Consider the following 22,959-nt stretch of genomic DNA (forward strand, 5'->3'; position numbering starts at 1 on the left):
CCGTCGGCCCCCCGCGGCCACGCCAGGCAAAGACCCCTCCCCCCTGGGCGCGTGCGCAACGTACCCCACACCCCCCGGGGCCCCGCATCCGGGTTTCCCGGAGACGACGGAGGGCCCCGGACGCGTCACGCGTCCGGGGCCCTCCGGCTACCACAGAGCCGCCTGTCGGAATCGAACCGACGACCTCAAGATTACAAGTCAAGCGCTCTAGCCAACTGAGCTAAGGCGGCAGCGAGTGAAGTGTAACCAACCCGGCCCCGGCGACGGTCGGAAATCTCACGGGCCCGTGACTACTGACAGATCGGTCACCGCCGGGTAGCGTCGCTTGCGGTTCACCCTGGTGGACTAGACCTCAATCCTTCCTTTACTCGGATCGTCCGGCACGTTCCTGCCGGTGAAGGGACACATCACCATGGCTTCGGTCACGTTCGACAAGGCCACCCGGATCTACCCGGGTGCCACCAAGCCCTCCGTCGACCAGCTCGACATCGAGATCGCGGACGGCGAGTTCCTCGTCCTCGTCGGCCCCTCGGGCTGCGGCAAGTCGACCTCCCTGCGCATGCTCGCGGGTCTCGAGGACGTCAACGCCGGCTCCATCCGCATCGGCGACCGCGACGTCACGCACCTGCCGCCGAAGGACCGGGACATCGCGATGGTGTTCCAGAACTACGCGCTGTACCCGCACATGACCGTCGCCGACAACATGGGCTTCGCGCTCAAGATCGCCGGCGTCAACAAGTCGGAGATCCGCGCGAAGGTCGAGGAGGCCGCGAAGATCCTCGACCTCACCGAGTACCTCGACCGCAAGCCGAAGGCGCTCTCCGGCGGTCAGCGTCAGCGCGTCGCCATGGGCCGCGCGATCGTCCGCGAGCCGCAGGTCTTCCTCATGGACGAGCCGCTGTCGAACCTCGACGCCAAGCTCCGCGTCTCGACCCGTACGCAGATCGCCGGCCTCCAGCGCCGTCTGGGCATCACCACGGTCTACGTCACGCACGACCAGACCGAGGCGCTCACCATGGGCGACCGCGTCGCCGTCCTGAAGGACGGTCTGCTCCAGCAGGTCGACTCGCCGCGCAACATGTACGACAAGCCCGCGAACCTCTTCGTCGCCGGCTTCATCGGCTCCCCGGCCATGAACCTGGTCGAGGTCCCGATCACCGACGGCGGCGTGAAGTTCGGCAACAGCGTCGTCCCGGTCACCCGTGACGCCATCGCCGCCGCCTCCGCCGCCGGCGACACCACCGTCACGGTCGGCGTCCGCCCCGAGCACTTCGACGTGCAGAGCGCCACCTCGAAGGACGGCCTGGCCGTCACCGTGAACGTCGTCGAGGAGCTCGGCTCGGACGGCTTCGTGTACGGCACCACCCGCGTCGGCGGCGAGGACAAGGACCTGGTGGTCCGCGTCGGCGGCCGTGACGTGCCCGCCAAGGGCTCCACGCTGCACGTCGTGCCGCGCGCCGACGAGCTGCACGTCTTCTCGACCTCCACGGGCGCCCGCCTCAGCGACTGAGACCGCTCCCGAGCACTGCCGAACGGCCCCGCGTCTGTTGCAGACGCGGGGCCGTTCGTTTAGACGGGCGCGCCACGGGCGCACCACGGGCGTGTCCAAGGCGTACAACGGGCGTACCCCGGAAAACCCCGGCATTCAGGGCCCCGCGCACACCCCGGCGTCAACACGGGATTCGAAAAGGCGCCTCGAACCATCCCTCGCGAGAGTGACTAAATGTCGCCATATCACTACCGGCCGCTACGCTCGCCTGCGTGACGCACACTGCCCGCCGAATCGGCCGCTCTCTCGCCCTCGTCCTGCCCGTCGTCCTGGTGCTCTCGGGAACGCTCGCGGTGTCCGCCGTTCCGTGGGCCGGCCAGGACTCCGGGACCCAGCTGACGGCGTCCTCCACGGACGTCTCCGTCCGGGCCAAGTCCCGTGCCCCGCAGGATATTCTCCGCGACCAGCTCCTCGCAGAGCTTCAGGAGAAGGACCCGGGCACCGCCCTCACCCACCTCCAGCGCGAGGTGGAGAACCGGCCCTCGCTCGCGAAGCACTGCTTCTCCATCGCCCGTGCCCTCGGCCGCGCCGCCGTCGAGCACTACGGCCCCTCCCGCGCCCAGTCCTTCTCCCGCCCGGTCTGCGACACCTCGTACGCCACCGGCGTGATGCGCGCGAGCTGAGCGTCGTCGCGCACATCGGACATACGGGGCGCCTATCGTTCCCCGTATGCACACCTCTCCGACGCAGGCCGTGGTCCTGGCGGGCGGCCAGGGCACACGGCTCCGCCCGTACACCGACGACCGCCCCAAGCCGATGGTCGAGATCCCGGGCACCGGGACCCCGATCATCGGCCATCAGCTGTCCTGGCTGGCCGCCGAGGGCGTCACCGACGCCGTCGTCTCCTGCGGCCATCTCGCCGAGGTGCTCCAGGAGTGGCTGGCCTCCGCGAACCTGCCGCTGAAGGTGACGACGGTCGTCGAGACCGAGCCCCTCGGCCGCGGCGGCGGCCTCAAGTACGCCGCCTCGCACCTGCCGGCCCCGGACCAGCCCTGGTACGCCACCAACGGCGACATCTGGACCCGCTTCTCGCTGCGCGAGATGGCCGCCTTCCACACCGAGCGCGACGCCCTCGCGACGCTCGCCCTGGCCCGCCCCCGGATCCCGTGGGGCGCCGTCGAGACCGACACCTTCGGGAACGTCACCGACTTCATCGAGGCGCCGCCGTCGCCGTTCCTCATCAACGCCGGCGTGTACGTCTTCGCCGCGGCCTTCACGGAGCTCCTCCCGGACCTCGGCGACCACGAGCGGACCACCTTCCCCCGCCTCGCCCGCGAACGGCGCCTGGCGGGCTTCCCGCTGCCCCACGGCGCCTACTGGAGGGCCATCGACACCGCGAAGGACCTCACGGAGGCGGCGAAGGAGCTGGCCGCCCAGAGGTCCTGACAGCAGCACGTACGAAAAGGGCGGCACCGCGTGGATGCGGTGCCGCCCTCGTCCTTACGCCGCGTCAGCCCAGCAGGCCGCCGATCGGGTTCTGCGCGCCGCCCGAGGTCGAGCCGCTCTCGGACGGGGTGCTGGTGGAGCCGGTGGAGCCGCCGCTCGTGGTGCCGCCGCTGGTGGACGGGGTGTCGCTGGTGGACGGCGGGGGCGCCGGCTTCGACTGCGTCGGCGTACGGCTGCCGCCCGTGCCGGCGCCCTGGGTGGCGGTCGGCCGCTGCTCCTGGCTCCGGGTGGCCTCGCGGGTCGTCTCGGTGGGCCGGGCGGCCTCCTCGGTCTCCTCGCTGCGCGCGGGGGCCTCGGTGGTCGCGGCGGGCTCGGGCGCCTTGGACGCGGACTTCGACGGGGTGCGCGTCGGCTCCTGGGGGAGCGGCTGGCCGGGGAGGTGGTTGATCGGGTCGTCGTTGGGGCCCGGGACGGTGACCATCTCGGTGGAGCGGACGGCGCCGCCGAGGACGGAGCCGACGAGGAGGGTGAGGCCGACGACGACGGCGGCGAGGAGGGTGCTGCGCCGGGTGACGCGGCGGCGGAGGTCCCAGAGTTCGGCGCGGGGGCCGAGGGTGCGCCAGGCCTCGCTCGCGAGGCGGCCGTCGAGGGAGTAGACGGGGGCGCCCGCGATGATCAGCGGGGACCAGGCGGCCAGGTAGATGATGTCGGCGGAGTCGTAGACCGGGACGGTCTTCCAGCTGACGGTCAGGAGGAGGGCGGCCGAGAGCAGTCCGCCGACGACGGCGGCGACGCGCTGCCAGAGTCCGAGGACGGTGAGGACGCCGACGACGACCTGGAGGAAGGCGACGGTGAGCCCGGCGCCGACGGGGTGCTGGAGGGCGAAGTCGCGCAGCGGTTCGGCGAGGGCCCAGGGGTGGAGGGAGTTGAGCCACTTCACCATGGAGCCGCGCTCGCCGCCGTCGAAGTAGACGGGGTCGCAGAGCTTGCCCATGCCCGCGTAGATGGAGATGAAGCCGAGGAAGACGCGGAGCGGGAGGAGCACCACGCCGAGGTTCATCCGGCGGCCGGGGTAGTAGGCGTGCCGGACGTTGTCCTGGCCGTGCCGCTGCCCGGCCCGGGCGCCCGGCCCGTCGTGCTCGTACGTCTCACCGGGCTCGGGCCCGAGCTCGTACACCTCGTCGTAGGCGCTCTCGGCGCGGCGCATCGGCGGCAGCAGCGGCGCGGCCTCGGCGGGCACCACCGGGGTCGGCATGGTGGTGTCGACGCGCGGGATGGCCTGGGTGTCGCCGACGCCGTGCCCGCCGTGTCCGACGGGTTCGAGCGTGGAGACGGACGACTCACGCACGGCCTGCAGCAGGCCGGTCGCGCCCGGCGCGGACTTCCCGGTCCACACGACGGGGCGACGACGCGGCCCACCCGCGCCCACTCCGGACAGGGCGGCGGTACGGGCCGCGAACTTCGGCTGGGGGGCCGGCGCGAGCCGCACACGGAAGCTGGCGTGGTTCACGATCACCTGGGCGGGATCGGAATCCACTTTGACCATGCTCAGCGCGGGCTGATCGTCGAACCCCGGCCGGGGCGTTCTGGTGTCCACACTCATCTAACCGAGTGATGTGCGGTTAGGACACTGCCTTGACGGTTGCCAAATGTCCGAGGCCCGTCAAGATCACGGCCGGGGTGGTTCCCTCGTTCGGGTCAGCCCATGCGGCGGCGGGCCGCCTCGTAGAGGACGACGCCCGCGGCAACGCCGGCGTTGAGGGACTCGGCGCCGCCCGGCATCGGGATGCGGACGAGGAAGTCGCAGGTCTCGCCGACGAGGCGGGAGAGGCCCTTGCCCTCGGAGCCGACGACGATGACGACCGGGCCGCCCAGCTCCTCCAGCTCGTGGACGTCGCGGTCGCCGTCGGCGGCGAGGCCGACGACGGTGAGGCCGGCCTTCTGGTACTGCTCGAGGCAGCGGGTCAGGTTGGTGGCGCGGGCGACCGGGGTGCGGGCGGCGGTGCCGGCCGAGGTCTTCCAGGCGCCGGCGGTCATGCCGGCGGCGCGGCGCTCGGGGACGACGACGCCGTGGCCGCCGAAGGCGGAGACGGAGCGGACGACGGCGCCGAGGTTGCGCGGGTCGGTGACGCCGTCGAGGGCGACGATCAGCGGCTGGTCGTGGTCGTCGTAGGCGGCCTCGGCGAGGTCCTCGGGGTGCGCGTACTCGTACGGCGGGACCTGGAGGACGAGGCCCTGGTGGTTGAGGCCGTTCGTCATCCGGTCGAGCTCGGGGCGCGGCGCCTCCATGATGTTGATGTTGCCGCGGCCGGTGGCGAGGTTCAGGGCCTCGCGCACGCGCTCGTCGTTGTCGATGAACTGCTGGACGTACAGGGTCGTGGCGGGCACGCCGTCGCGCAGCGCCTCGAAGACCGGGTTGCGGCCGACGACCATCTCGGACTGGCCCTTGCCGCCACGGCGAACGACGGGCTTGCGCTTGGCCGCGTTCCGGGCCATGGCGTTGGACACGCGGTACGCCTTGTGGCCCTTGCGGTCCTCGGCCTTGGGCGTCGGGCCCCTGCCTTCGAGGCCCTTGCGCCGCTGGCCACCGCTGCCGACCGTCGCACCCTTCTTGTTGGACGTGCGACGGTTCCTGCGCTGGCTGTTCCCGGCCATGACTACCTAATCCTCGGTGTTGCGTACATAGGTCTGTAACTGAAGTGTGCCGCCCGGAGGCCCGAGCGGCACGTCTTCTAACGGTTGCCCAGCGTCCAGCGGGGGCCGTCGGGGCTGTCCTCGATGGCGAGGCCGGACTGGGACAGCTGGTCGCGGATCGCGTCCGCGGTCGCCCAGTCCTTGCGCTCGCGCGCCGATTCGCGCTGCTGGAGCACGAGGCGCACGAGGGTGTCGACGACGCCGTGGAGCTCCTCGCCGCCACCGGACTCCTCGGCCCAGTGCGGGTCGAGCGGGTCCAGGCCGAGGACGCCGAGCATGGCGCGGACCTCGGCGAGGCGGGCGATGGCCTCGTCCTTGTCGTCCGCGGCGAGGGCGCTGTTGCCCTGGCGGACGGTGGTGTGGATGATCGCCAGCGCGTGCGGCACGCCCAGGTCGTCGTCCATGGCCTCGGCGAAGGCCGGCGGCACCTCGGCGGCGGGAGCGACGGTCGTCCCCGCCTTCTCGGTGGCGCGCTGGACGAAGCCCTCGATGCGGGCGAAGGCCGACTCGGCCTCGCGCAGGGACTCCTCGCTGTACTCGATCATCGAGCGGTAGTGCGGGGTGCCCAGGTAGTAGCGCAGGACGATGGGACGCCAGTTCTTCACCATCTCGGACACCAGCACGCTGTTGCCGAGCGACTTCGACATCTTCTCGCCGCTCATGGTGACCCAGGCGTTGTGCACCCAGTACTGGGCGAACTCGTCGCCGAAGGCCTTGGCCTGGGCGATCTCGTTCTCGTGGTGCGGGAAGATCAGGTCGAGGCCGCCGCCGTGGATGTCGAAGGCGGAACCCAGGTACTTGTGGGCCATGGCCGAGCACTCCAGGTGCCAGCCGGGACGGCCGCGGCCCCACGGGGTCTCCCAGTCGGGCTCGCCCGGCTTGGTCGCCTTCCACATGGCGAAGTCACGCGGGTCGCGCTTGCCGGAGACGCCCTCGTCGGGCTGGCGGAGGTCGTCGAGGTCCTGGTTGGACAGCTCCAGGTAGCCCGGGAAGGAGCGCACGTCGAAGTAGACGCTGCCGTCCGCCTCGTACGCGTGGCCGCGCTCGATCAGACCCTGCATCATCTCGATCATCTCGGGGACGTGACCGGTGGCGCGGGGCTCGTACGTCGGCGGCAGGCAACCGAGGGCGTGGTAGCCGTCGTTGAAGGCCCGCTCGTTCTCGTAGCCGATGGACCACCAGGGGCGGCCCTGCTCGGAGCCCTTCCTGATGATCTTGTCGTCGATGTCGGTGACGTTGCGGATGAACGTGACGTCGTAGCCGCGGTACGCGAACCAGCGGCGCATGATGTCGAAGTTCAGCCCCGACCGGATGTGGCCGATGTGCGGGGCCGCCTGCACGGTGGCACCACAGAGGTAGATCGAGACGGAGCCCGGCGTGAGCGGGGTGAAGTCACGGATCTGCCGGGCGCTGGTGTCGTACAGGCGAATAGTCACCACTCCAGGGTAGTGGGCGTGTGGTAGTGCCCCGATACCTGATCGGGGTCACCGATGACGTTTTTCACCGCCGCAGGGGCTCAATCGCGGGTTACCGGGTACACGAGGGCGGTCGCGAGGGCGGCGAGACCCTCGGCACGACCGGTGAGGCCGAGCCCGTCCGTGGTGGTGCCGGAGACGGAGACGGGGGCGCCCGCCGCCTCGCTCAGCGCCTTCTGCGCCTCGTCGCGCCGCTTGCCGACCTTGGGGCGGACGCCGACGACCTGCACGGCGATGTTCCCGATCTCGTACCCCTCGGCGCGGACGATCCGCGCGGCCTCGGCGAGCAGGGTGACGCCGGAGGCGCCGGACCACTCGGGGCGCGAGGTGCCGAAGTGGGCGCCGAGGTCGCCGATCCCGGCGGCGGAGAAGAGCGCGTCGCAGGCGGCGTGGGCGGCCACGTCACCGTCGGAGTGGCCGGCGAGCCCGTACCCGTCGCTGTCGGGGCCTTCCCACAGGAGTCCCGCGCACCAGAGTTCGCGGCCCTTCTCGAAGGCGTGGACGTCGGTGCCGATGCCGGTACGGGGGATCAGGATGGGGGTGCCCCCTGTTCGAGCGGAGCCGAGAACTCGGGAGAGGTCAGAAGCCATCGTTGGCCCTCCTGCGGGCGAGTACGGCCTCGGCGAGGACGAGGTCGAGGGGTCGGGTCACCTTGAAGGCCTCTTCGTGGCCGGGCACGACGACGACGGGCGCGCCGAGCTTCTCGACCATGCCGGCGTCGTCGGTGGCGCCCTCGCCGGTGAGGGCGACGGTGGCGTGGGCGTTGACCAGGGTGTCGTGGTCGAAGCCCTGCGGGGTCTGGACGGCGCGGAGGCGGGCGCGGACCGGGGTGGCGACGACCTGCTCGGGGTCGCCGGGCTTCTCGGCCGGCTCGACCTCCTTGACGGTGTCGGCGACGGGCAGCGCGGGGACGACGGCGACGGCCCCGTCCCGTACGGCCTCGATGACGGCGTCCACGGTCTCGACGGGGACCAGGGGGCGGGCCGCGTCGTGGACGAGGACGGTGGTGACGCCCTCGGGGAGCGCCTTGAGGCCGAGGTGGACGGACTCCTGGCGGGTGTCGCCGCCGGGGACGACGAGGTAGTCGGTCCGCTCGGGCAGGGCGTGGGCGTCGAGGAGGTTCTTGACCTCGGCGGCGCCGTCGCTGGGCGCGACCACGACCACGAGCGAGACCGCGCGGGAGGCGGCCATCGCGCGGACGGCGTGGATGAGCATGGGGGTGCCGTTCAGCGCGCGGAGCGCCTTGGGGGCGCCCGGGCCGAGGCGTACGCCCCGCCCTGCGGCCGGGATCACCACGGCGGTACGACGGGGACGCACTTCGTCTGACATCGGTTGCACTCCGGCAGGTTTGTTTCCGCGGCCGACATGGGTATGGCCTCACCGTGCCGGACGCACCGCCTTGACCGGGCCCTTTCCGTGACGACGGTCGAGGCGTGGCCGCGTGGGCACAGGGGTTCGGGCGTAGAGAAGTTCAGGGGGTGCGGGTTACTTCAGCGGTGCGGTGACGCGTACGCTCCGCAAACGTACGCGAACGCGCCTGGGTGAACACAGCTACGCGACGCGCTCAAGCTCACCAGCGGACACGCCGCTCGGCGACCGAGCCGCTCGGGTGCACATGCCGCTCGGTGCACGTGCCGCCCAGCGAATATGCCGCAGCGCCCGACGGCAGCACTGTGTGGATCACAGCACGCCAGCGGGCACCGCGGCATCGCTTCACTGCTTCACTTGGGAACGCCGCTCAGGACGCGAGGACCTCGTCGAGGAGCGCCTCGGCCTTGTCCTCGTTCGTGTTCTCCGCGAGGGCCAGCTCGCTGACCAGGATCTGCCGAGCCTTGGCAAGCATGCGCTTCTCGCCTGCGGACAGTCCGCGCTCGCGCTCACGACGCCACAGGTCGCGCACCACTTCGGCGACCTTGATGACATCGCCGGAGGCGAGCTTCTCGAGATTTGCCTTGTAGCGACGGGACCAGTTCGTCGGCTCTTCGGCGTACGGTGCGCGCAGCACCTCGAAGACCCGGTCCAGCCCGTCCTGACCGACCACATCGCGAACACCGACGAACTCCGCATTGTCCGCCGGCACACGAACCGTCAGGTCGCCCTGCGCGACCTTGAGCACCAAGTAGGTCTTGTCCACGCCTTTGATCTGGCGAGTTTCGATGGCCTCGATCAGCGCGGCCCCGTGATGGGGATAGACCACGGTGTCGCCAACCTTGAACGTCATGTGACAGGTACCCCTTCCGTGGCTATCCAGGGTAACACGGATTCGGCTTCTTCTGAATGGCGTTTTCGCAGGTCAGGGCATATCTCGGGGCTTGACAACGGTGACACGAACGTGCTGCGGAGGGCTTCCGGAAGGCGGTATTCGCAGGTCGGAGCGGCTGCGTGGACGGAGAGAAACGCGCGCGTTACACACGCCCGGAGGCCTCCGAGCGAGGGGCGATGTCCCGTTTTGTCTGGTTCGGAGCGGCCTTCTTCGCCTACTCCGTTCGAGGATCGGCCACCCGTACGGATGCACGCCGGGGTGATTCCCGAAATTGATCAGTGGACATCAAGTGGACATCAACCGACATCGGTGCGGGATTTTCCGGAGGGCGGCTCGGCGGAATGCGCGGGCGGCGTCGAATTGATCAAGGCGGTTATGTGAACAGCAGGTCAATGGGTCGTGATCCGGCCACGCGGGGTGACGCCCGAAGAGCGCGAGCGGAAGCGCGCGGCGGCGTGCGCCCCGGACGGCATGAGACTCGGCGCGGCCGAGCCCGGGGACGGTGGTGACCGGTTAGGGGCGGGTCGGGTGCGGGACGCGGAGTGAGGCTCGGTAACCTAAGCGCGCTGACACACCTTTAGCTGTCCCTTAGTTCCCACGCCCGTCCGTACGTCCTAGGAGATGCCGCCGCCGTGAGCCGCAGCCTTCGACGCGGCGCCCTCGCCGCCACCGCCATCGTGTTCTCCGTCGCCGCGCTCTCCGCCTGTGGTGCGGGCAACGACGCGCAGACCCTCCAGGTCCGGCCGGACAACGCCGCCGTCACGGTCGACGACGTCAAGATCCAGAACGCGCTGGTCATCACCCAGCCGCTGCCCGGCACCAAGGGCCCGGCCGCCGTCTCGGCCACCGTCTTCAACAACGGCCGCACGCCGCAGACCATCGACGCGATCCGCCTGCCCGGCACGGCGGCCGTCGTGAAGCTGAAGGCGGCCGAGGGCACCGGCCCGATCGTCGTCCCGGCCCTGGGCTCCGTCGTCATCGGCGGCGAGGGCAACGCCTCCGCCATGATCGAGAACGGCTCCGAGGCCGCCCGTGACGGCGACGCGCAGAAGATCGTCTTCAAGCTGAGCAAGACCGGCGACGTGAGCCTGAGCGCCTTCGTCGTCCCGTCGAAGAGCTACTTCAAGGACTTCGGCCCCACGGTCGTCCCGGCGGCCCCGCCGGCCGAGCCGAGCGCCACGGCGTCCCCGTCGGCCGAGGCGTCCCACGGCGCCGAGCACGGCACGGAGACCCCGGCCTCGGGCGAGCCGACGACCGCCGGTCACTGAGCCACACGCGAAGGGGCGCCCCCGGCTGGGGGCGCCCCTTCGGCGTATCCACGTCTACGGTTCTCTTTCCGTCCGGCCTCGTCGGGCCCGGGCGGTCTACGGCTCGAACTTGTACCCGAGACCGCGCACCGTCACCAGGTACCGAGGCGCGCCCGGGTCCGGCTCGATCTTGGCGCGGAGGCGCTTCACGTGGACGTCGAGGGTCTTGGTGTCGCCGACGTAGTCCGCGCCCCAGACCCGGTCGATCAGCTGCATACGGGTCAGCACGCGGCCCGCGTTGCGCAGCAGCATCTCCAGGAGGTCGAACTCCTTCAGCGGCAGGTCGACCTTTCCGCCGGCGACCGTGACCACGTGGCGGTCGACGTCCATGCGGACCGGGCCGGCCTCCAGGGCCGCCGGGGTGACCTCCTCCGGCTCGCCGCGGCGGCGCAGCACCGCGCGGATGCGGGCGACCAGCTCCCGCGAGGAGAAGGGCTTGGTCACGTAGTCGTCGGCTCCTATCTCCAGGCCGACGACCTTGTCGATCTCGCTGTCCTTGGCGGTCACCATGATCACGGGGACGTTGGAGCGGCCGCGCAGCTGGCGGCACACCTCGGTGCCCGGCAGACCCGGAAGCATCAGGTCGAGGAGGACGAGGTCGGCTCCGTTGCGCTCGAACTCGTCGAGGCCGTCGGGCCCGGTCGCCGCGACGGCGACCTCGAAGCCCTCCTTGCGGAGCATGTACGACAGGGCGTCGCTGAAGGATTCCTCATCCTCGACGACGAGCACTCGGGTCACGGAAGGACCTCCGGGGCGGGAAGCGGTTCGGTCATGAGATCAGGGGTGGAGGACGAGGCGGTCCGGCGGTCCCGCACGGCGCCCGCCTCGGGCAGCCGCAGGGTGAAGGTGGAGCCCTGGCCCTCGGTGCTCCAGACGGTGACCTCCCCGCCGTGCGAGGCGGCCACGTGCTTGACGATGGCCAGGCCGAGTCCCGTGCCGCCGGTGGCACGGGAGCGGGCCGGGTCGACGCGGTAGAAGCGCTCGAAGATGCGCTCCTTGTCCTTGTCCGGGATGCCGATGCCCTGGTCGGTCACGGCTATCTCGATCACGTCGCCGGCGGGCGCCGCGACGTGGCGGGCGGCGATGCCCACCCTCGTACGGGCCGGTGAGTAGTTCACGGCGTTCTCGACGAGGTTGCCGAGGGCCGCGGCGAGCTGGCCGCGGCTGCCCCATACGTACAGGTCGGAGGCGCCGCCGGAGACCATGGTGATCTGCTTGGTGGAGGCGGGCTGCCGTGAGCGGTCGATCGCCTCGGCGACGAGCTCGTCCACGGACACCGGCTCGGAGTCCTCCAGCGGGTCGTCGTTCTGCACCCGGGAGAGGTCGATGAGCTCCTGTACGAGGTTGGTGAGGCGGGTCGCCTCGATCTGCATCCGGCCGGCGAAGCGGGTGACCGCCTCGGGGTCGTCCGAGGCGTCCATGACCGCCTCGGAGAGCAGGGAGAGCGCGCCGACGGGAGTCTTGAGCTCATGGCTCACGTTGGCGACGAAGTCGCGCCGTACCGCCTCGATACGGCGGGCCTCGGTGAGGTCCTCGACCAGGAGCAGCACCAGCCGCGAGCCCAGCGGGGCGACCCGGGCGGAGACGGCGAGGGCCTCGCCGCGTCCGGTGCCGCGCCGGGCCAGGTCCAGCTCGACCTGCCGTATCTCCCCGTCGCGGCGGGTGTCACGGGCCATGTTGAGCATGGGTTCGACGGCCAGCTTGCCGCCACGGACCAGGCCGAGCGCGTACGCCGCCGAGCTTGCCTTCACCACGGAGTCGCTCTCGTCGAGGACGACCGCGGAGGAGCGCAGTACGGACAGCACGGTGTCGACGCCGGGCGGGAGCACGGCATCGGTGTGCAGCGAGGTGCGGGTCGGTCGCGCCTGGTCGCGTTCGCTCCAGCGGAACGCCAGCATGGCGATCACGCCGGTGCACACGCCGGCGATCGCTGCCAATGCGGCGACCGCCGCGTTCACGTCCATGCCCTCCAGGTTATGCGGCTGGACGGACACTCTCCCAGCCGTCCGAGTGGCTGCTCGAACAGTCGTCGCCCAGAGTTCACCATGGAGATGCGGGTGGTTCATTTGCCCCGGCGACTGCGGTGGCGCGTGTCGCCCAGAGTTCACCTGGGGGAAAGTGACGGTTCACATCAGGGGTAGGAATCGGACGCACAGGGGGCCGAACGTGGGAGCGTGGGGGTCCGAAGCCCCACCCGGACCCCGGAGCTTTGCGTAGAGAGGGACATCCATGCGGGACGCGTACCACGAGGAACTGGACTCGATCGGCGAGGGCCTGGTCGAGATGGCCCGCCTCGTCGGGTCGGCGATCGGGCGCGCCACGACGGCGATGCTCGACGCTGATCTCAAGCTCGCGGAGAGCGTGATCGCCGCGGACCAGAAGGTCGACGACCTCCAGCACGATCTGGAGGCGCGGGCGATAGCGCTGCTCGCCCGGCAGCAGCCGGTGGCGACGGACCTGCGGATCGTGGTGACCTCGCTGCGGATGAGCGCCGACCTGGAGCGCTCCGGCGACCTGGCGCAGCACGTGGCGAAGCTGGCCCGGCTGCGGTTCCCGGACACGGCGGTGCCGCGGGACCTGCACGCGACCATCCTGGAGATGGGGCAGCTGGCGCAGCGCCTGATGGCGAAGGCGGCGGAGGTCATCATCACGAAGGACGTCGACCTGGCGCTCCAGCTGGAGCAGGACGACGACGAGATGGACCTGCTGCACCGGACGCTCTTCCAGCACCTGATGGACGACCGCTGGAAGCACGGCATCGAGACGGCCGTGGACGTGACGCTGCTGGGCCGCTACTACGAGCGGTTCGCGGACCACGCGGTGTCGGTGGCGAAGCGCGTGGTGTACCTGGTGACGGGTGAGCACGCGGACGAGCTGCAGGCGGCGGACGCGCCGGTGGAGGGCGCGTAGCCGGTGGAGGGCGCGTAGGCGCACGGGCTCCGATGCGCCGTTGATGCGCCGGTCCGAGTGGGCATGCAATGGGGGGAGGCGAAGCGCGCCTCGAAAGGGAGGGACCCCCATGGCCGAATCCCCCATGACGACCGAATCCGGCACGGAGGCGCCGCGGGAGGCGGTGTTCCTGCCCGTGCTCGGCGCCTGCGGCTGCGGCTCGGGCTGCGGTTGCGGCTGCCAGTCGGGCTCCCCGTGCCAGTGCGGGGGCTGCTCGAGCTGACCGGCGGGGGGCGCGTCTCGACGCGCCCCCTTTCCCCTATATCTCCAGCACGCCCACGACCTGGGCGCCGCTGGTCTCTCCGGTGGTACGGAATCCCAGCTTGTCGTAGAAGGCGCCGGGACCGTCCTCGCCGGGCGCCCAGGTGACGTGGAACCGCTGCTCGCCGCGCCGGCGGAGCTCCTCGCGGACGGCCTCGACGGCGAAGCGCCCGTACCCCTTGCCCTGGGCGTCGGCGGAGATGTTGAGACGCCAGAGCCCGCTGCGCCGGTCGTCCGGGTCCTCCTCCTCGTTCCACGGAATGTCGAGGAAGGCCATCAGGAAGCCGACGAGCTCGTCGCCGTCGAAGATCAGCCTCGGCCAGGCGCTCTCCCCGAAGGCGTACGCCTCCGCGAGGGAGCGCACGACGGGGGCGACGTTGCGCTCCTGGTGGGGGTGGACGCGCAGGGCGAGTGCGGCGTCGATGGTGGCGGGGGTGACGGGCTCCAGGCGGAGTGACGTGCTCATGTGCAGGACGGTAACGACTCGCCGGGATGTCCGCCGACGATTATCCGACCGCCCCGGGCCGACGCCCAGGACTCCGAGGCCTCCCGAGGAAGCCCGCCGCCCCCGGTACTGCTGCGACTGCGGCGACCGCTACGGCTACGGAAGCGGCTGGAAGAACACCACCGAGCGGAGCTTCAGCCGGTCGGTGGCCGGGCGGCCGTGGGGGCGGAGGATCCAGGTGTCGCCGGAGCAGTCGGGCCCGGTGAAGACGATCGCCTTCTCGTCCGTGTCGTTGTGCGGCGCGAACGCGGGCTCGGAGGAGTTCGGGTCGGCCGCCTCGGGAATCGTGAGGCACACCCCGCTCGCCGGGTCGTCGAGCGTGCCCGTCTGCGGTTCGCCGTTGAGCCCGACGAACCGGTAGTGGAAGTCGCCGGTGGCGGCGTGGGCGGGGGAGGCCAGGGTGGCGGTGAGGGCGAGGGCGCCGCAGACGGCGGCGAGGGAGTGGCGGAGACGCACGAGGTTTCTCGTTTCGGTGGGGACGACCAAGGTCATCCCCACCCCTAACCCGCTCCCCCACCCCACAAGCGGCGCACGGCAGCCGGAAGGTTTCGCCCTCACCCGTACGGCGGAGGGGATCCGCCGGTTACGGGGTGAAGACCTCTTCCAGCTGGTGGATCGCCCCGTCGGCCCCGACCTGGTACCGGAAGACGAGCCCCGAGTCCGGGTGGGCCTTGACCCAGTCGATCAGCTCCTGCACGCCGATGTGCTGGTTCTCGGTGCTGGTGACGATCGGGTTGGTGGCGGTGACGTACGCGGCCTGGTCGAGCGCCCAGCGGCTCTCCTCGCCGGTGACGACGAACGGCCCGCCGTCGGAGTCCGCGGGCCCGCAGCCCCAGGCCCCGTGCTGGACGACGAGGTTCACCTTCCCGGTGCTGCCGTCGAGTTCCTCGATCCGGTAGAGCGCGAACTCGTCGGGGTCGACGTCGTCGGGTCCGGGCGGTCCGTCGACACAGTCCTTGGCCTTCGGCGCGGGGGCAGGAGCCTTGGGCGCGGAGGTCTTCGGGGCGGAGGTCTTGGGGGCGGCCGGCTTCTTCACGGCCGGAGCGACGGTCGGGGTGGCGGCCGGCGGGGCGGTGGTCGGGGCGTCGGCGGGAGCCGCGGTGGTGGCCGGCGCGGGCGCGCTCGGCGCGGCACCACCGGCGGCGGCGCCGCCCTCCTGGCATCCGGTGAGCACGGCGGTCAGCGCGGCGGCGGCGAGCACGAGGACGGCGGGTCTGAGACGGTCGGCGTTCATCGGGAAGTCCCCCTTGTCACGGGCGACCACCACTCGGCCGCACCCCTGCCGGGAACGTAGCAACGTCCCACCCCCGCGCACAGCACCCCACCCCCGCCGTCACACACCTGGTACCGCCCGGGAACCCCCGCACGACAACGAGGAACCCACCACCGCGGAGTGGGGGCCTTACGCAGACGGGTGCGGATTCCGCGGCCCTGCCGGTGAGTAGGTGTACTCATGTCCCGGCGCGAGCCGTGGTCCACCGTGGAGATCACCAACGGACCTACCCGAGGAACAACCGATGCCGACTGCGTCCCGCCCCCGCCGCGCCCCGCGCCTCCGCCGACTCCTCGCGCTCGCTTCGGGCAACTGGCTCGCCCGGGGCTATCTGGCGGTGTTCGCCGTCCCCTTCGCCGCGATGTTCCTCTTCCCGGACAGCGCCATCGCCGGAAGCGCCCTGATGCTGACGGCGCCCCTCTCCTTCCTGTGCGTGTTCCTCCCGTTCGCCCCCGCCGCCGAGATCGACGGCGCGGCCGACGTGACGGCGATCGCGGCCCTGGCCGTGTGGCTCGTCCTGTGCGCCCTGGTGAACGCCGCCGTGCTCGGCGCGCTCGCCACGAGAGCCGCCACTCCGCGCGTCGCGGACCCGGGCGCGCCACGGAGAACGGACACGAAGGCCCCCGCGGTCGCCACCCGCCCGAAGGGGCTTCGCGCCCTGCTTGCGCCCGCGGTGGACAACTGGCTCGCGCGTGGCTACCTCGCCGTGGTCGCGGTGGCGCTGGGGTTCTTCCTGGTCGCGGCGTTCGTGCTGCCGGATCCCGGGTTCGCGGGGATCTGGCCGCTCATGGCCACGGCGCCGTTCAGCCTCCTCGCGATGGCGGTGTCGGCACCCGTCGAGTTCTTCCCCTCGGTCGCCTGGATGAGCCCGTTGATCTTCTCCCTCGGCGTCGTGCTGTCCGGGCTGGTCAACGCCGTACTGCTCGGCCTGCTCGCCCGCAGGCTGCGGACGCGGGAACCGCAGCCGGCCGTCTGAGGAAGGCGCGCAAGGGGCCCGAGGAAGGCCCACGGACACGGACAAGGCCCCCACCCGCGGAGAATCCGCAGGTGGGGGCCTTGATCACGCGTGCTGTTACTTCTTGCCCTGGTTCTTCACGGCCTCGATGGCCGCCGCGGCGGCGTCCGGGTCGAGGTAGGTGCCGCCCGGGGTGACGGGCTTGAAGTTCTCGTCCAGCTCGTAGGAGAGCGGGATGCCCGTCGGGATGTTCAGACCGGCGATGTCGGCGTCCGAGATGCCGTCCAGGTGCTTCACCAGCGCGCGGAGGCTGTTGCCGTGGGCGGCGATCAGGACCGTGCGGCCGGCGAGGAGGTCCGGGACGATGTTGTCGTACCAGTACGGGAGCATCCGCTCGACGACGTCCTTGAGGCACTCGGTCTGCGGGCGCAGCTCCGGCGGGATCGTCTGGTAGCGGGCGTCGTGGGCCTGCGAGTACTCGCTGTCGTCCGAGAGCGCCGGCGGCGGGGTGTCGTACGAGCGGCGCCACAGCATGAACTGCTCCTCGCCGAACTCCGCGAGGGTCTGCGCCTTGTCCTTGCCCTGGAGGGCGCCGTAGTGGCGCTCGTTCAGGCGCCACGAGCGGCTGACCGGGATCCAGTGGCGGTCGGCGGCCTCGAGGGCGAGCTGCGCGGTGCGGATGGCGCGCTTCTGGAGGGAGGTGTGCAGCACGTCGGGCAGCAGGCCGGCGTCCTTGAGCAGCTCGCCGCCGCGCGTCGCCTCCTTCTCGCCCTTCGCGGTGAGGTTCACGTCCACCCATCCGGTGAACAGATTCTTCTCGTTCCACTCGCTCTCGCCGTGGCGGAGGAGGATCAGCTTGTACGGTGCGTCGGCCATGCGTACGAGCCTAATCGACCGCTGACGATTGACGCGCGTCGTCAATTCGCTGGCGTCCGACGTATGAGATGCGTAAGTTACGAGAGCCGGAAGCAGGGCTTACGCACCACAGGGGGCCGCCACACATGTCCATCGATTCGCTCAGACGATCGGCCCGCGAGACGGTCTCCGGCCTCCCCCCGGGCTTCTGGTGGCTCTGGCTCTCCACGCTGGTCAACCGGACCGGCGCCTTCGTCCTCACCTTCCTCTCCCTCTATCTGACCGTCGAGCTCGGGCACTCCGCCTGGTTCGCCGGACTCGTCGTCGCCCTCCACGGCCTCGGCGGCGTCGCCGGCTCCCCGCTCGGCGGTCTGCTCACCGACCGCTGGGGCCGGCGCCCCACCATGGTCACCATGCACCTCGCGGCCGCCGCCTGCGCCGCCGCCCTCGCCGTCGTCACCAGCGCCTGGGCCATCGCCGCCGTCGTCCTCCTCATGGGCGTCGCCATGCAGGGCGTCCGCCCCTCCATCAACGCGACCATCGCCGACATGGTCCCCGCCCACGACGTGCGCCGGGCGTACGCCCTCAACTACTGGGCCCTCAACCTCGGCTTCGCCGTCGCCTCCATCGCCGGCGGCGCCGCCGCCTTCCTCGGCTACCGCACGCTCTTCGTCGTCGACGCCGTCGCCACCACGCTGTGCGCCGTCATCGTCTTCCTCCGGCTCCCCGAGACCCGTCCCGACGCCGCCGTCGACAAGCGGGGAGAGCCGGTCGTCGAGGAGAAGGTCAGCATGCTGACCGTGCTGCGCGACGCGCCCTTCCGCACGCTCGTCCTGCTCAACCTCCTCGTCTGCCTCGTCTTCACCGCCCCCTGGATCGGCCTGCCGCTCACCATGGCGAACCAGGGCCTCTCCCCCTCCTCGTACGGCGTCGTCATCGCCGTCAACGGCATCGTGATCGTCGGCTTCCAGCTGCTCGTCAACAAGCTGACCGACAAGCGCTCCCCCGTCCTGCTGCTGACCCTGTCCGCCCTCCTCTTCGCCCTCGGCACCGGCGCGACCGCCCTCGCCGGCTCCCCCGTCGCCTTCGCCGCGACCGTGGTCGTCTGGACGGTCGGCGAGATGATCCACGTCCCGACGAACGCCGCCGCCACCGCCCGGCTCGCCCCCGAGCACGCCCGGGGCCGCTACCAGGGCGTGATGGGCATGTCGTGGGCCGTCGCCGGTTTCGTCGCCCCCATCGGCGCCGGCGCGATCGTCGGCGGGCCCGGACCGGACGTCCTGTGGACGGCGACCACCGCGATCGGCGTCATCGCCGCCGTCGGCTACTTCACCCGCCTCCGGAAGGCCCTGGCGGACGAGCCCGCCGAGGCCGTCGATGCCGGTGACGTCGTCAAGGCCGGGAGCGACACCCCCGTCGCCGCCCCCGTCGCCCCCGCCGCCGCCCGGACCGAGAACTCCGCTTCCTCCTCCGTCGGCGCCTGACTCACCCCCTCCCGTACGCCGCCCACCCGGCCACCGCGAACCCCGTCCCCTCCCTGCGCACTTCGGCGGCGCCCGCCCCGCCGAAGTGCGCGGGGACGACCAGCTCCCGCGCGTCGGCGGCGCGTTCGAGGATCCGGCGGCGACTGGCCGCCGCCCCGGCCGCGTCCAGGCAGAAGCAGCTGGCGTGCGCCGGGTCGAGGATCTGCACAGGGCTGTGGAGGAGGTCGCCGACGAAGACCGCCCGGTCGGTCCCGGAGGCGAGCCTCAGCACGGCGGAACCGGGCGTGTGGCCGGGCGCGGACTCCAGGACGAGGTTCTCGTCGACGCGGTGCGAGCCGTCCCAGAGCGTGACGAGCCCCGCGCGGTGCACGGGCGCCACGCTGTCCCCGTAGACCAGCCGGTCCTCCTCCCGGAGGCCGCCGCCGTACCCGTTCTCCGGTCCGAAGTGGGCGTCGTCGGCGGCCGGGAGGAGGTACTGGGCGTTCGGGAAGGCCGGCACCCACTCCCCTCCCGCGTCATAGGTGTTCCAGCCGACGTGGTCCGCGTGCAGATGGGTGTTCACGACGACGTCGACGTCCTCGGGCCGGATGCCCGCCCGCCCGAGCCGGTCGAGGAAACCGTCCTGCCGGCGGTGGAAGTGCGGCGAGTGGGGCCGCTCCCGCCCGTCGCCCACCCCGGTGTCGACCAGGACGGTCCGCCCGCCGCTGCGCAGCACCCAGGTCTGCAGCGCCATCACCGCGCTGTCGCTGTCCGGCGCCCAGTGGTCCGGCGCCAGCCACTCCTCGTTGTCCTTCCACACCTCGGTCCCGGCCTCCGGTACGAGGGTGGCGGCGGGCGCGAACGGGCCCTGCCACTCGACGATCCGGATGATCTCGACGTCCCCCAGGACGATGCTCTGTGCGCTCTCGTTCGTCATGCGATCGACAGTAGGGAGGGGAGTTGAGCCTCTCAATGCCCCAACTGCTCTCCCGCATACGCGAGAAGCTCACCGCCGGCGGTACGCTCCCGCCATGGACGTGGTGAGCGACGCGATCTCGGCCGTACGGGTCGGGCAGCCCTCCTCCGAACGGGTACGGGTCACCGGACGCTGGTGCGCCCGGCTCGCCCCGTACGACGGGGCCGGCTTCCACGTCGTCCTCGGGGGCAGCTGCTGGCTGCTGCCCGACGGCGGCGAACCGGTCGCGCTCGGCGCGGGCGACGCCGTGCTGCTCCCGCACGGCACCGGACACGTCATCGCCGACGCGCCCGCCGACGCGGAGACGGTCGCCCGGGCGGTGTCCTTCGAGCGGTGGGCCGACGGAAGCCTCCCGCGCCCACCCGAACCGGCTTCACGCGCGCGCGAGGTCGAGATGCTCTGCGGCAAGTACCGGCTGGACCGCAGCCACACGCACCCGCTGCTCGCCGAACTCCCGTCGCTCGTCCACCTGCCGGCCCACGACGGCGCCCACCCTGAACTCCAGGCCGCCGTCGGCCTCCTGGGAGGGGAGCTGGACGAACGGCGGCCCGGCGCCTGCCTCGCGCTCCCCAGCCTGCTCGACCTGCTGCTCATCTACATGATCCGGTCCTGGATGACGGCCGAGACCAAGGCCGGGAGCAGGGCCGGGAGCCCAGCGGGGTGGTCGGCGGCCCTCGGCGACCCGGTGGCGGCCGCCGCGCTGCGCGCGCTGCACTCCGACCCTGCCGCCCCCTGGACCGTCGACCGGCTCGCGGCCGAGGCGGGCGTCTCCCGCCCGACCCTGGCCCGCCGTTTCACCGCCCTCGTGGGCCGCCCCCCGATGGCGTACCTCACCTGGTGGCGGCTGACCCGCGCCGCCGCCCTCCTCCGTGACACCGAAGCCCCGCTGGCCACCGTCGCCCGCCACGTCGGCTACGCCTCGCCGTACGCCCTGTCCCACGCCTTCCGCCGCGAGTTCGGCACGACACCGGGCCGGTACCGGAACACCACCGTCAGTTCGCGGACTTCCGCGCCGGCTTCTGCGTCAGGTTCTTGAACGCGTCCAGGTTCCGGGTCGACTCGCCGCGCGAGACCCGCCACTCGTACTCCCGGCGGATCGCCGACGCGAAGCCCAGCTCCAGGAGCGTGTTGAAGTCGCCGTCCGCCGCCTCCAGGACCGAGCCGAGGAGCCGGTCCAGCTCCTCCGGGGTGACGGCGGCCAGCGGGAGCTTGCCGGCGAGGTAGACGTCGCCGAGGGCGTCGACCGCGTAACTCACTCCGTACAGCTTGAGGTTGCGTTCGAGGAGCCAGCGGTGGACCCCCGCCTCGTTCTCGTCCGGGTGCCGGATGACGAAGGCGTTGAGGGAGACGGAGTGGCGGCCCACCCGCAGCGACAGGGTGGTGAACAGCTTCCGCGTGCCCGGGAGCTTCACGACGTACGAGCCGGGCTCCGGGGACTCCCAGTCCAGCTCCGCGTCCTTGAACGTGTCCTCGACGATCCGCCGGACGACCTCGGTCTCAGCCATGGTGCGAGCGTACGCGACGGCGGTTCTCGCGCAGCCGGTGGTCGTGCATGGCGGCCGTGTACACGTCCGCCGTGCCCGAGGCGGCCGTGTCCCAGCCGAAGGAGCCCGCGTGCAGCGCCGCCGCCTCGCCCATCCGCGCCGACAGCGACGGGTCCGCCACGAAGCGGGCGAGCGCCCGGGCGTAGTCCGCCGGGTCGTGGCCCTGCACGAGGAAGCCGGTCACGTCGTCCCGTACGGCCACCGGCAGACCGCCGACCGCAGCCGCGACGACCGGCGTGCCCGCCGCCTGCGCCTCGATCGCGACCAGGCCGAAGGACTCGCTGTACGAGGGCATGACGAGGACCGACGCGGCGCGGAACCAGTCCGCGAGCCGGTCCTGCCCCACCGGCGGGTGGAAGCGGACGACGTCGGAGATCCCGAGCTTGGCGGCCAGCTTCTGCAGCTGCTCCGGCTTGGCCAGGCCGCTGCCGCTCGGGCCGCCGACCACCGGGACGACCATCCGGCCGCGCAGCGAGGGGTCCTGCTCCAGGAGCCGCGCGGCGGCGCTGAGCAGGATGTCCGGGGCCTTCAGGGGCTGTATCCGGCCGGCGAAGACGGGGATGAACGCGTCCTGCGGCAGGCCGAGCCGGGCGCGGGCGGCCGCGCGGCCGTCGGCGGGGCGGAAGTGGTCCAGGTTGACGCCCGGGTGCACCACCGCGATCTTGCCCGGGTCCGCCTCGTAGAAGCGGGCCAGCTCGTCGGCCTCCTCGGCCGTGTTCGCGATCAGCCGGTCGGCGGCCGCGACGACCTGCGTCTCGCCGATCACCCGGGCCGCGGGCTCGGGCGTGTCGCCCTCGGCGAGCGCGGCGTTCTTGACCTTCGCCATCGTGTGCATGGCGTGCACGAGGGGGACGCCCCAGCGCTCGGCGGCCAGCCAGCCGACGTGCCCGGAGAGCCAGTAGTGGGAGTGGACGAGGTCGTAGTGCCCGGGCCGGTGACCCGCCCACGCCTGCATCACGCCGTGCGTGAAGGCGCAGAGCTGCGCCGGCAGCTCCTCCTTCGCCAGCCCCTCGTACGGCCCGGCGTCCACATGGCGTACGAGCACGCCGGGGGTGAGCTCGACGACCGGCGGGAGGCCGCCGGTGGTGGCCCGGGTGAAGATCTCCACCTCGATGTCGATGGCGGCGAGTCGTTTCGCCAGCTCGACGATGTAGACGTTCATGCCGCCCGCGTCGCCCGTGCCGGGCTGGTGCAGCGGCGAGGTGTGGACGCTGAGCATGGCCACGCGCCGGGGGGTGCGGTGCCGGCCGGGGAGCCGGAGCCTGGCCGGCGCCGGGTGCCGGTGCCGGGTACCGGCGAACCGGGACACGTACTGGCTCACGTCGGCGGTCCTTCCGCTCGGGGGCTGAGCTGGGCGGCTGAGCTGTCGGGCATGACGGCTGGAGGGCGCGGTACGTCCTCCAGCGGCCACAACACCGGAATCGCCCCTTTCATTTCCGCCGGCCCCGCTGCTTTGCCAATTCGTTGCCGGGGCCGACGGCCGCGGGAGCACCCCTTACGCTCA

23 protein-coding genes and 1 tRNA gene are annotated in these 22,959 nt (G+C 71.8%); 8 read left to right on the plus strand and 16 right to left on the minus strand.

The features are described 5' to 3' along the window. Window positions 1–156: 156 nt before the first annotated feature. Window positions 157–230, minus strand: a tRNA-Thr gene (locus tag ABT041_RS07065). A gap of 182 nt (window positions 231–412) precedes the next feature. On the opposite strand from ABT041_RS07065, the gene ABT041_RS07070 reads away from it, so the two are divergent. The 3 genes from ABT041_RS07070 to ABT041_RS07080 all read left to right on the plus strand — a co-directional run bounded on the left by ABT041_RS07070 (window position 413) and on the right by ABT041_RS07080 (window position 2,935). Then, the gene (locus ABT041_RS07070; protein WP_351180287.1) at window positions 413–1,510 is read left to right on the plus strand and encodes an ABC transporter ATP-binding protein; all 1,098 of its coding nucleotides are present in this window, start codon (window positions 413–415) and stop codon (window positions 1,508–1,510) included. A 251-nt stretch (window positions 1,511–1,761) separates the two neighbouring features. After that, window positions 1,762–2,172 carry a hypothetical protein gene (locus tag ABT041_RS07075; protein WP_351180290.1) on the plus strand — a complete coding sequence of 137 codons (411 nt, stop codon included), beginning with the start codon at window positions 1,762–1,764 and terminating at the stop codon, window positions 2,170–2,172. Window positions 2,173–2,218: 46 nt separating this feature from the next. After that, window positions 2,219–2,935: a nucleotidyltransferase family protein gene (locus ABT041_RS07080; RefSeq protein ID WP_351180293.1), complete on the plus strand. Its 717-nt coding sequence runs from the start codon at window positions 2,219–2,221 to the stop codon at window positions 2,933–2,935. A 64-nt stretch (window positions 2,936–2,999) separates the two neighbouring features. On the opposite strand, the gene ABT041_RS07085 is transcribed toward ABT041_RS07080, so the two are convergent. The 6 genes from ABT041_RS07085 to ABT041_RS07110 all read right to left on the minus strand — a co-directional run bounded on the left by ABT041_RS07085 (window position 3,000) and on the right by ABT041_RS07110 (window position 9,325). After that, entirely contained in the window at window positions 3,000–4,538 is a 1,539-nt protein-coding gene (locus ABT041_RS07085; protein ID WP_351180296.1) for a DoxX family membrane protein, read from the minus strand. A gap of 95 nt (window positions 4,539–4,633) precedes the next feature. Then, a complete protein-coding gene (gene rlmB / locus ABT041_RS07090) occupies window positions 4,634–5,590 on the minus strand; it encodes a 23S rRNA (guanosine(2251)-2'-O)-methyltransferase RlmB (RefSeq protein WP_351180299.1) in 957 nt (318 codons plus the stop codon). Window positions 5,591–5,667: 77 nt separating this feature from the next. Then, window positions 5,668–7,065 carry a cysteine--tRNA ligase gene (cysS, locus tag ABT041_RS07095; RefSeq protein ID WP_351180302.1) on the minus strand — a complete coding sequence of 466 codons (1,398 nt, stop codon included), beginning with the start codon at window positions 7,063–7,065 and terminating at the stop codon, window positions 5,668–5,670. A gap of 80 nt (window positions 7,066–7,145) precedes the next feature. Next, the gene (gene ispF / locus ABT041_RS07100; RefSeq protein ID WP_351180305.1) at window positions 7,146–7,694 is read right to left on the minus strand and encodes a 2-C-methyl-D-erythritol 2,4-cyclodiphosphate synthase; all 549 of its coding nucleotides are present in this window, start codon (window positions 7,692–7,694) and stop codon (window positions 7,146–7,148) included. Next, window positions 7,684–8,433: a 2-C-methyl-D-erythritol 4-phosphate cytidylyltransferase gene (gene ispD / locus ABT041_RS07105; RefSeq protein WP_351180308.1), complete on the minus strand. Its 750-nt coding sequence runs from the start codon at window positions 8,431–8,433 to the stop codon at window positions 7,684–7,686. The genes ispF and ispD overlap by 11 nt, the downstream gene beginning before the upstream one ends. Before the next feature lie 409 nt (window positions 8,434–8,842). Beyond that, on the minus strand, window positions 8,843–9,325 hold the full coding sequence (locus tag ABT041_RS07110; RefSeq protein WP_003953493.1) for a CarD family transcriptional regulator: 483 nt from the start codon (window positions 9,323–9,325) through the stop codon (window positions 8,843–8,845). A 674-nt stretch (window positions 9,326–9,999) separates the two neighbouring features. Here ABT041_RS07110 and ABT041_RS07115 point away from each other — a divergent pair. Beyond that, on the plus strand, window positions 10,000–10,635 hold the full coding sequence (locus ABT041_RS07115; RefSeq protein WP_351180311.1) for a DUF461 domain-containing protein: 636 nt from the start codon (window positions 10,000–10,002) through the stop codon (window positions 10,633–10,635). Window positions 10,636–10,731: 96 nt separating this feature from the next. On the opposite strand, the gene phoP is transcribed toward ABT041_RS07115, so the two are convergent. Together phoP and phoR are read right to left on the minus strand one after the other, a co-directional pair. Continuing rightward, window positions 10,732–11,403 carry a two-component system response regulator PhoP gene (phoP, locus tag ABT041_RS07120; protein WP_466728736.1) on the minus strand — a complete coding sequence of 224 codons (672 nt, stop codon included), beginning with the start codon at window positions 11,401–11,403 and terminating at the stop codon, window positions 10,732–10,734. A gap of 5 nt (window positions 11,404–11,408) precedes the next feature. Beyond that, complete coding sequence (phoR, locus tag ABT041_RS07125; protein ID WP_351180315.1) at window positions 11,409–12,638, minus strand: two-component system sensor histidine kinase PhoR; 1,230 nt, start codon at window positions 12,636–12,638, stop codon at window positions 11,409–11,411. Between the two features lie 265 nt (window positions 12,639–12,903). Between phoR and phoU the strand changes: the two genes are divergently transcribed. After that, entirely contained in the window at window positions 12,904–13,584 is a 681-nt protein-coding gene (gene phoU, locus ABT041_RS07130; protein ID WP_041130440.1) for a phosphate signaling complex protein PhoU, read from the plus strand. A 298-nt stretch (window positions 13,585–13,882) separates the two neighbouring features. Here the strand turns inward: phoU and ABT041_RS07135 are convergent, their stop codons facing one another. From ABT041_RS07135 to ABT041_RS07145, 3 genes are all read right to left on the minus strand, one after another. Continuing rightward, complete coding sequence (locus ABT041_RS07135; protein ID WP_351180319.1) at window positions 13,883–14,350, minus strand: GNAT family N-acetyltransferase; 468 nt, start codon at window positions 14,348–14,350, stop codon at window positions 13,883–13,885. 135 nt (window positions 14,351–14,485) lie between these two features. Beyond that, window positions 14,486–14,845 (minus strand): hypothetical protein, encoded by a 360-nt coding sequence (locus ABT041_RS07140; RefSeq protein ID WP_351180322.1) that lies wholly within the window; start codon window positions 14,843–14,845, stop codon window positions 14,486–14,488. Window positions 14,846–14,972: 127 nt separating this feature from the next. Continuing rightward, a complete protein-coding gene (locus ABT041_RS07145; protein ID WP_351180325.1) occupies window positions 14,973–15,623 on the minus strand; it encodes a hypothetical protein in 651 nt (216 codons plus the stop codon). A gap of 283 nt (window positions 15,624–15,906) precedes the next feature. On the opposite strand from ABT041_RS07145, the gene ABT041_RS07150 reads away from it, so the two are divergent. Then, on the plus strand, window positions 15,907–16,638 hold the full coding sequence (locus ABT041_RS07150) for an SCO4225 family membrane protein (RefSeq protein ID WP_351180328.1): 732 nt from the start codon (window positions 15,907–15,909) through the stop codon (window positions 16,636–16,638). A gap of 96 nt (window positions 16,639–16,734) precedes the next feature. Here ABT041_RS07150 and ABT041_RS07155 read toward each other — a convergent pair whose 3' ends face one another. Continuing rightward, window positions 16,735–17,493, minus strand: a complete 759-nt coding sequence (locus ABT041_RS07155; RefSeq protein WP_351180331.1) for a phosphoglyceromutase — start codon at window positions 17,491–17,493, stop codon at window positions 16,735–16,737. A 125-nt stretch (window positions 17,494–17,618) separates the two neighbouring features. Here ABT041_RS07155 and ABT041_RS07160 point away from each other — a divergent pair, with 125 nt between their 5' ends. Beyond that, complete coding sequence (locus tag ABT041_RS07160) at window positions 17,619–18,956, plus strand: MDR family MFS transporter (RefSeq protein WP_351180334.1); 1,338 nt, start codon at window positions 17,619–17,621, stop codon at window positions 18,954–18,956. Window position 18,957: 1 nt separating this feature from the next. Here the strand turns inward: ABT041_RS07160 and ABT041_RS07165 are convergent, their stop codons facing one another. Further along, a complete protein-coding gene (locus ABT041_RS07165; RefSeq protein ID WP_351180337.1) occupies window positions 18,958–19,872 on the minus strand; it encodes an MBL fold metallo-hydrolase in 915 nt (304 codons plus the stop codon). Between the two features lie 94 nt (window positions 19,873–19,966). Here ABT041_RS07165 and ABT041_RS07170 point away from each other — a divergent pair, with 94 nt between their 5' ends. Beyond that, a complete protein-coding gene (locus ABT041_RS07170) occupies window positions 19,967–20,947 on the plus strand; it encodes an AraC family transcriptional regulator (RefSeq protein WP_351180340.1) in 981 nt (326 codons plus the stop codon). On the opposite strand, the gene ABT041_RS07175 is transcribed toward ABT041_RS07170, so the two are convergent. Then, the gene (locus ABT041_RS07175; RefSeq protein ID WP_351180344.1) at window positions 20,904–21,416 is read right to left on the minus strand and encodes a type III secretion system chaperone family protein; all 513 of its coding nucleotides are present in this window, start codon (window positions 21,414–21,416) and stop codon (window positions 20,904–20,906) included. The two genes, ABT041_RS07170 and ABT041_RS07175, sit on opposite strands and share 44 nt — an antisense overlap. Next, a complete protein-coding gene (gene mshA, locus ABT041_RS07180) occupies window positions 21,409–22,776 on the minus strand; it encodes a D-inositol-3-phosphate glycosyltransferase (RefSeq protein WP_351180347.1) in 1,368 nt (455 codons plus the stop codon). The genes ABT041_RS07175 and mshA overlap by 8 nt, the downstream gene beginning before the upstream one ends. Between the last annotated feature and the right edge of the window lie 183 nt (window positions 22,777–22,959).

Source organism: Streptomyces sp. NPDC002825 (genome assembly GCF_040295385.1).
Lineage (GTDB): Bacteria > Actinomycetota > Actinomycetes > Streptomycetales > Streptomycetaceae > Streptomyces.

Coding starts and splice junctions, on each gene's coding strand:
- ispF (WP_351180305.1), bottom strand. CDS start 7,694: ATGGCTTCTGACCTCTCCCGAGTTCTCGGCTCCGCTCGAACAGGGGGC.
- ispD (WP_351180308.1), bottom strand. CDS start 8,433: ATGTCAGACGAAGTGCGTCCCCGTCGTACCGCCGTGGTGATCCCGGCC.
- ABT041_RS07080 (WP_351180293.1), top strand. CDS start 2,219: ATGCACACCTCTCCGACGCAGGCCGTGGTCCTGGCGGGCGGCCAGGGC.
- ABT041_RS07160 (WP_351180334.1), top strand. CDS start 17,619: ATGTCCATCGATTCGCTCAGACGATCGGCCCGCGAGACGGTCTCCGGC.
- ABT041_RS07070 (WP_351180287.1), top strand. CDS start 413: ATGGCTTCGGTCACGTTCGACAAGGCCACCCGGATCTACCCGGGTGCC.
- phoR (WP_351180315.1), bottom strand. CDS start 12,638: ATGGACGTGAACGCGGCGGTCGCCGCATTGGCAGCGATCGCCGGCGTG.
- ABT041_RS07145 (WP_351180325.1), bottom strand. CDS start 15,623: ATGAACGCCGACCGTCTCAGACCCGCCGTCCTCGTGCTCGCCGCCGCC.
- ABT041_RS07170 (WP_351180340.1), top strand. CDS start 19,967: ATGGACGTGGTGAGCGACGCGATCTCGGCCGTACGGGTCGGGCAGCCC.
- ABT041_RS07135 (WP_351180319.1), bottom strand. CDS start 14,350: ATGAGCACGTCACTCCGCCTGGAGCCCGTCACCCCCGCCACCATCGAC.
- ABT041_RS07150 (WP_351180328.1), top strand. CDS start 15,907: ATGCCGACTGCGTCCCGCCCCCGCCGCGCCCCGCGCCTCCGCCGACTC.
- ABT041_RS07085 (WP_351180296.1), bottom strand. CDS start 4,538: ATGAGTGTGGACACCAGAACGCCCCGGCCGGGGTTCGACGATCAGCCC.
- phoU (WP_041130440.1), top strand. CDS start 12,904: ATGCGGGACGCGTACCACGAGGAACTGGACTCGATCGGCGAGGGCCTG.
- ABT041_RS07165 (WP_351180337.1), bottom strand. CDS start 19,872: ATGACGAACGAGAGCGCACAGAGCATCGTCCTGGGGGACGTCGAGATC.
- ABT041_RS07155 (WP_351180331.1), bottom strand. CDS start 17,493: ATGGCCGACGCACCGTACAAGCTGATCCTCCTCCGCCACGGCGAGAGC.
- rlmB (WP_351180299.1), bottom strand. CDS start 5,590: ATGGCCGGGAACAGCCAGCGCAGGAACCGTCGCACGTCCAACAAGAAG.
- ABT041_RS07110 (WP_003953493.1), bottom strand. CDS start 9,325: ATGACGTTCAAGGTTGGCGACACCGTGGTCTATCCCCATCACGGGGCC.
- ABT041_RS07175 (WP_351180344.1), bottom strand. CDS start 21,416: ATGGCTGAGACCGAGGTCGTCCGGCGGATCGTCGAGGACACGTTCAAG.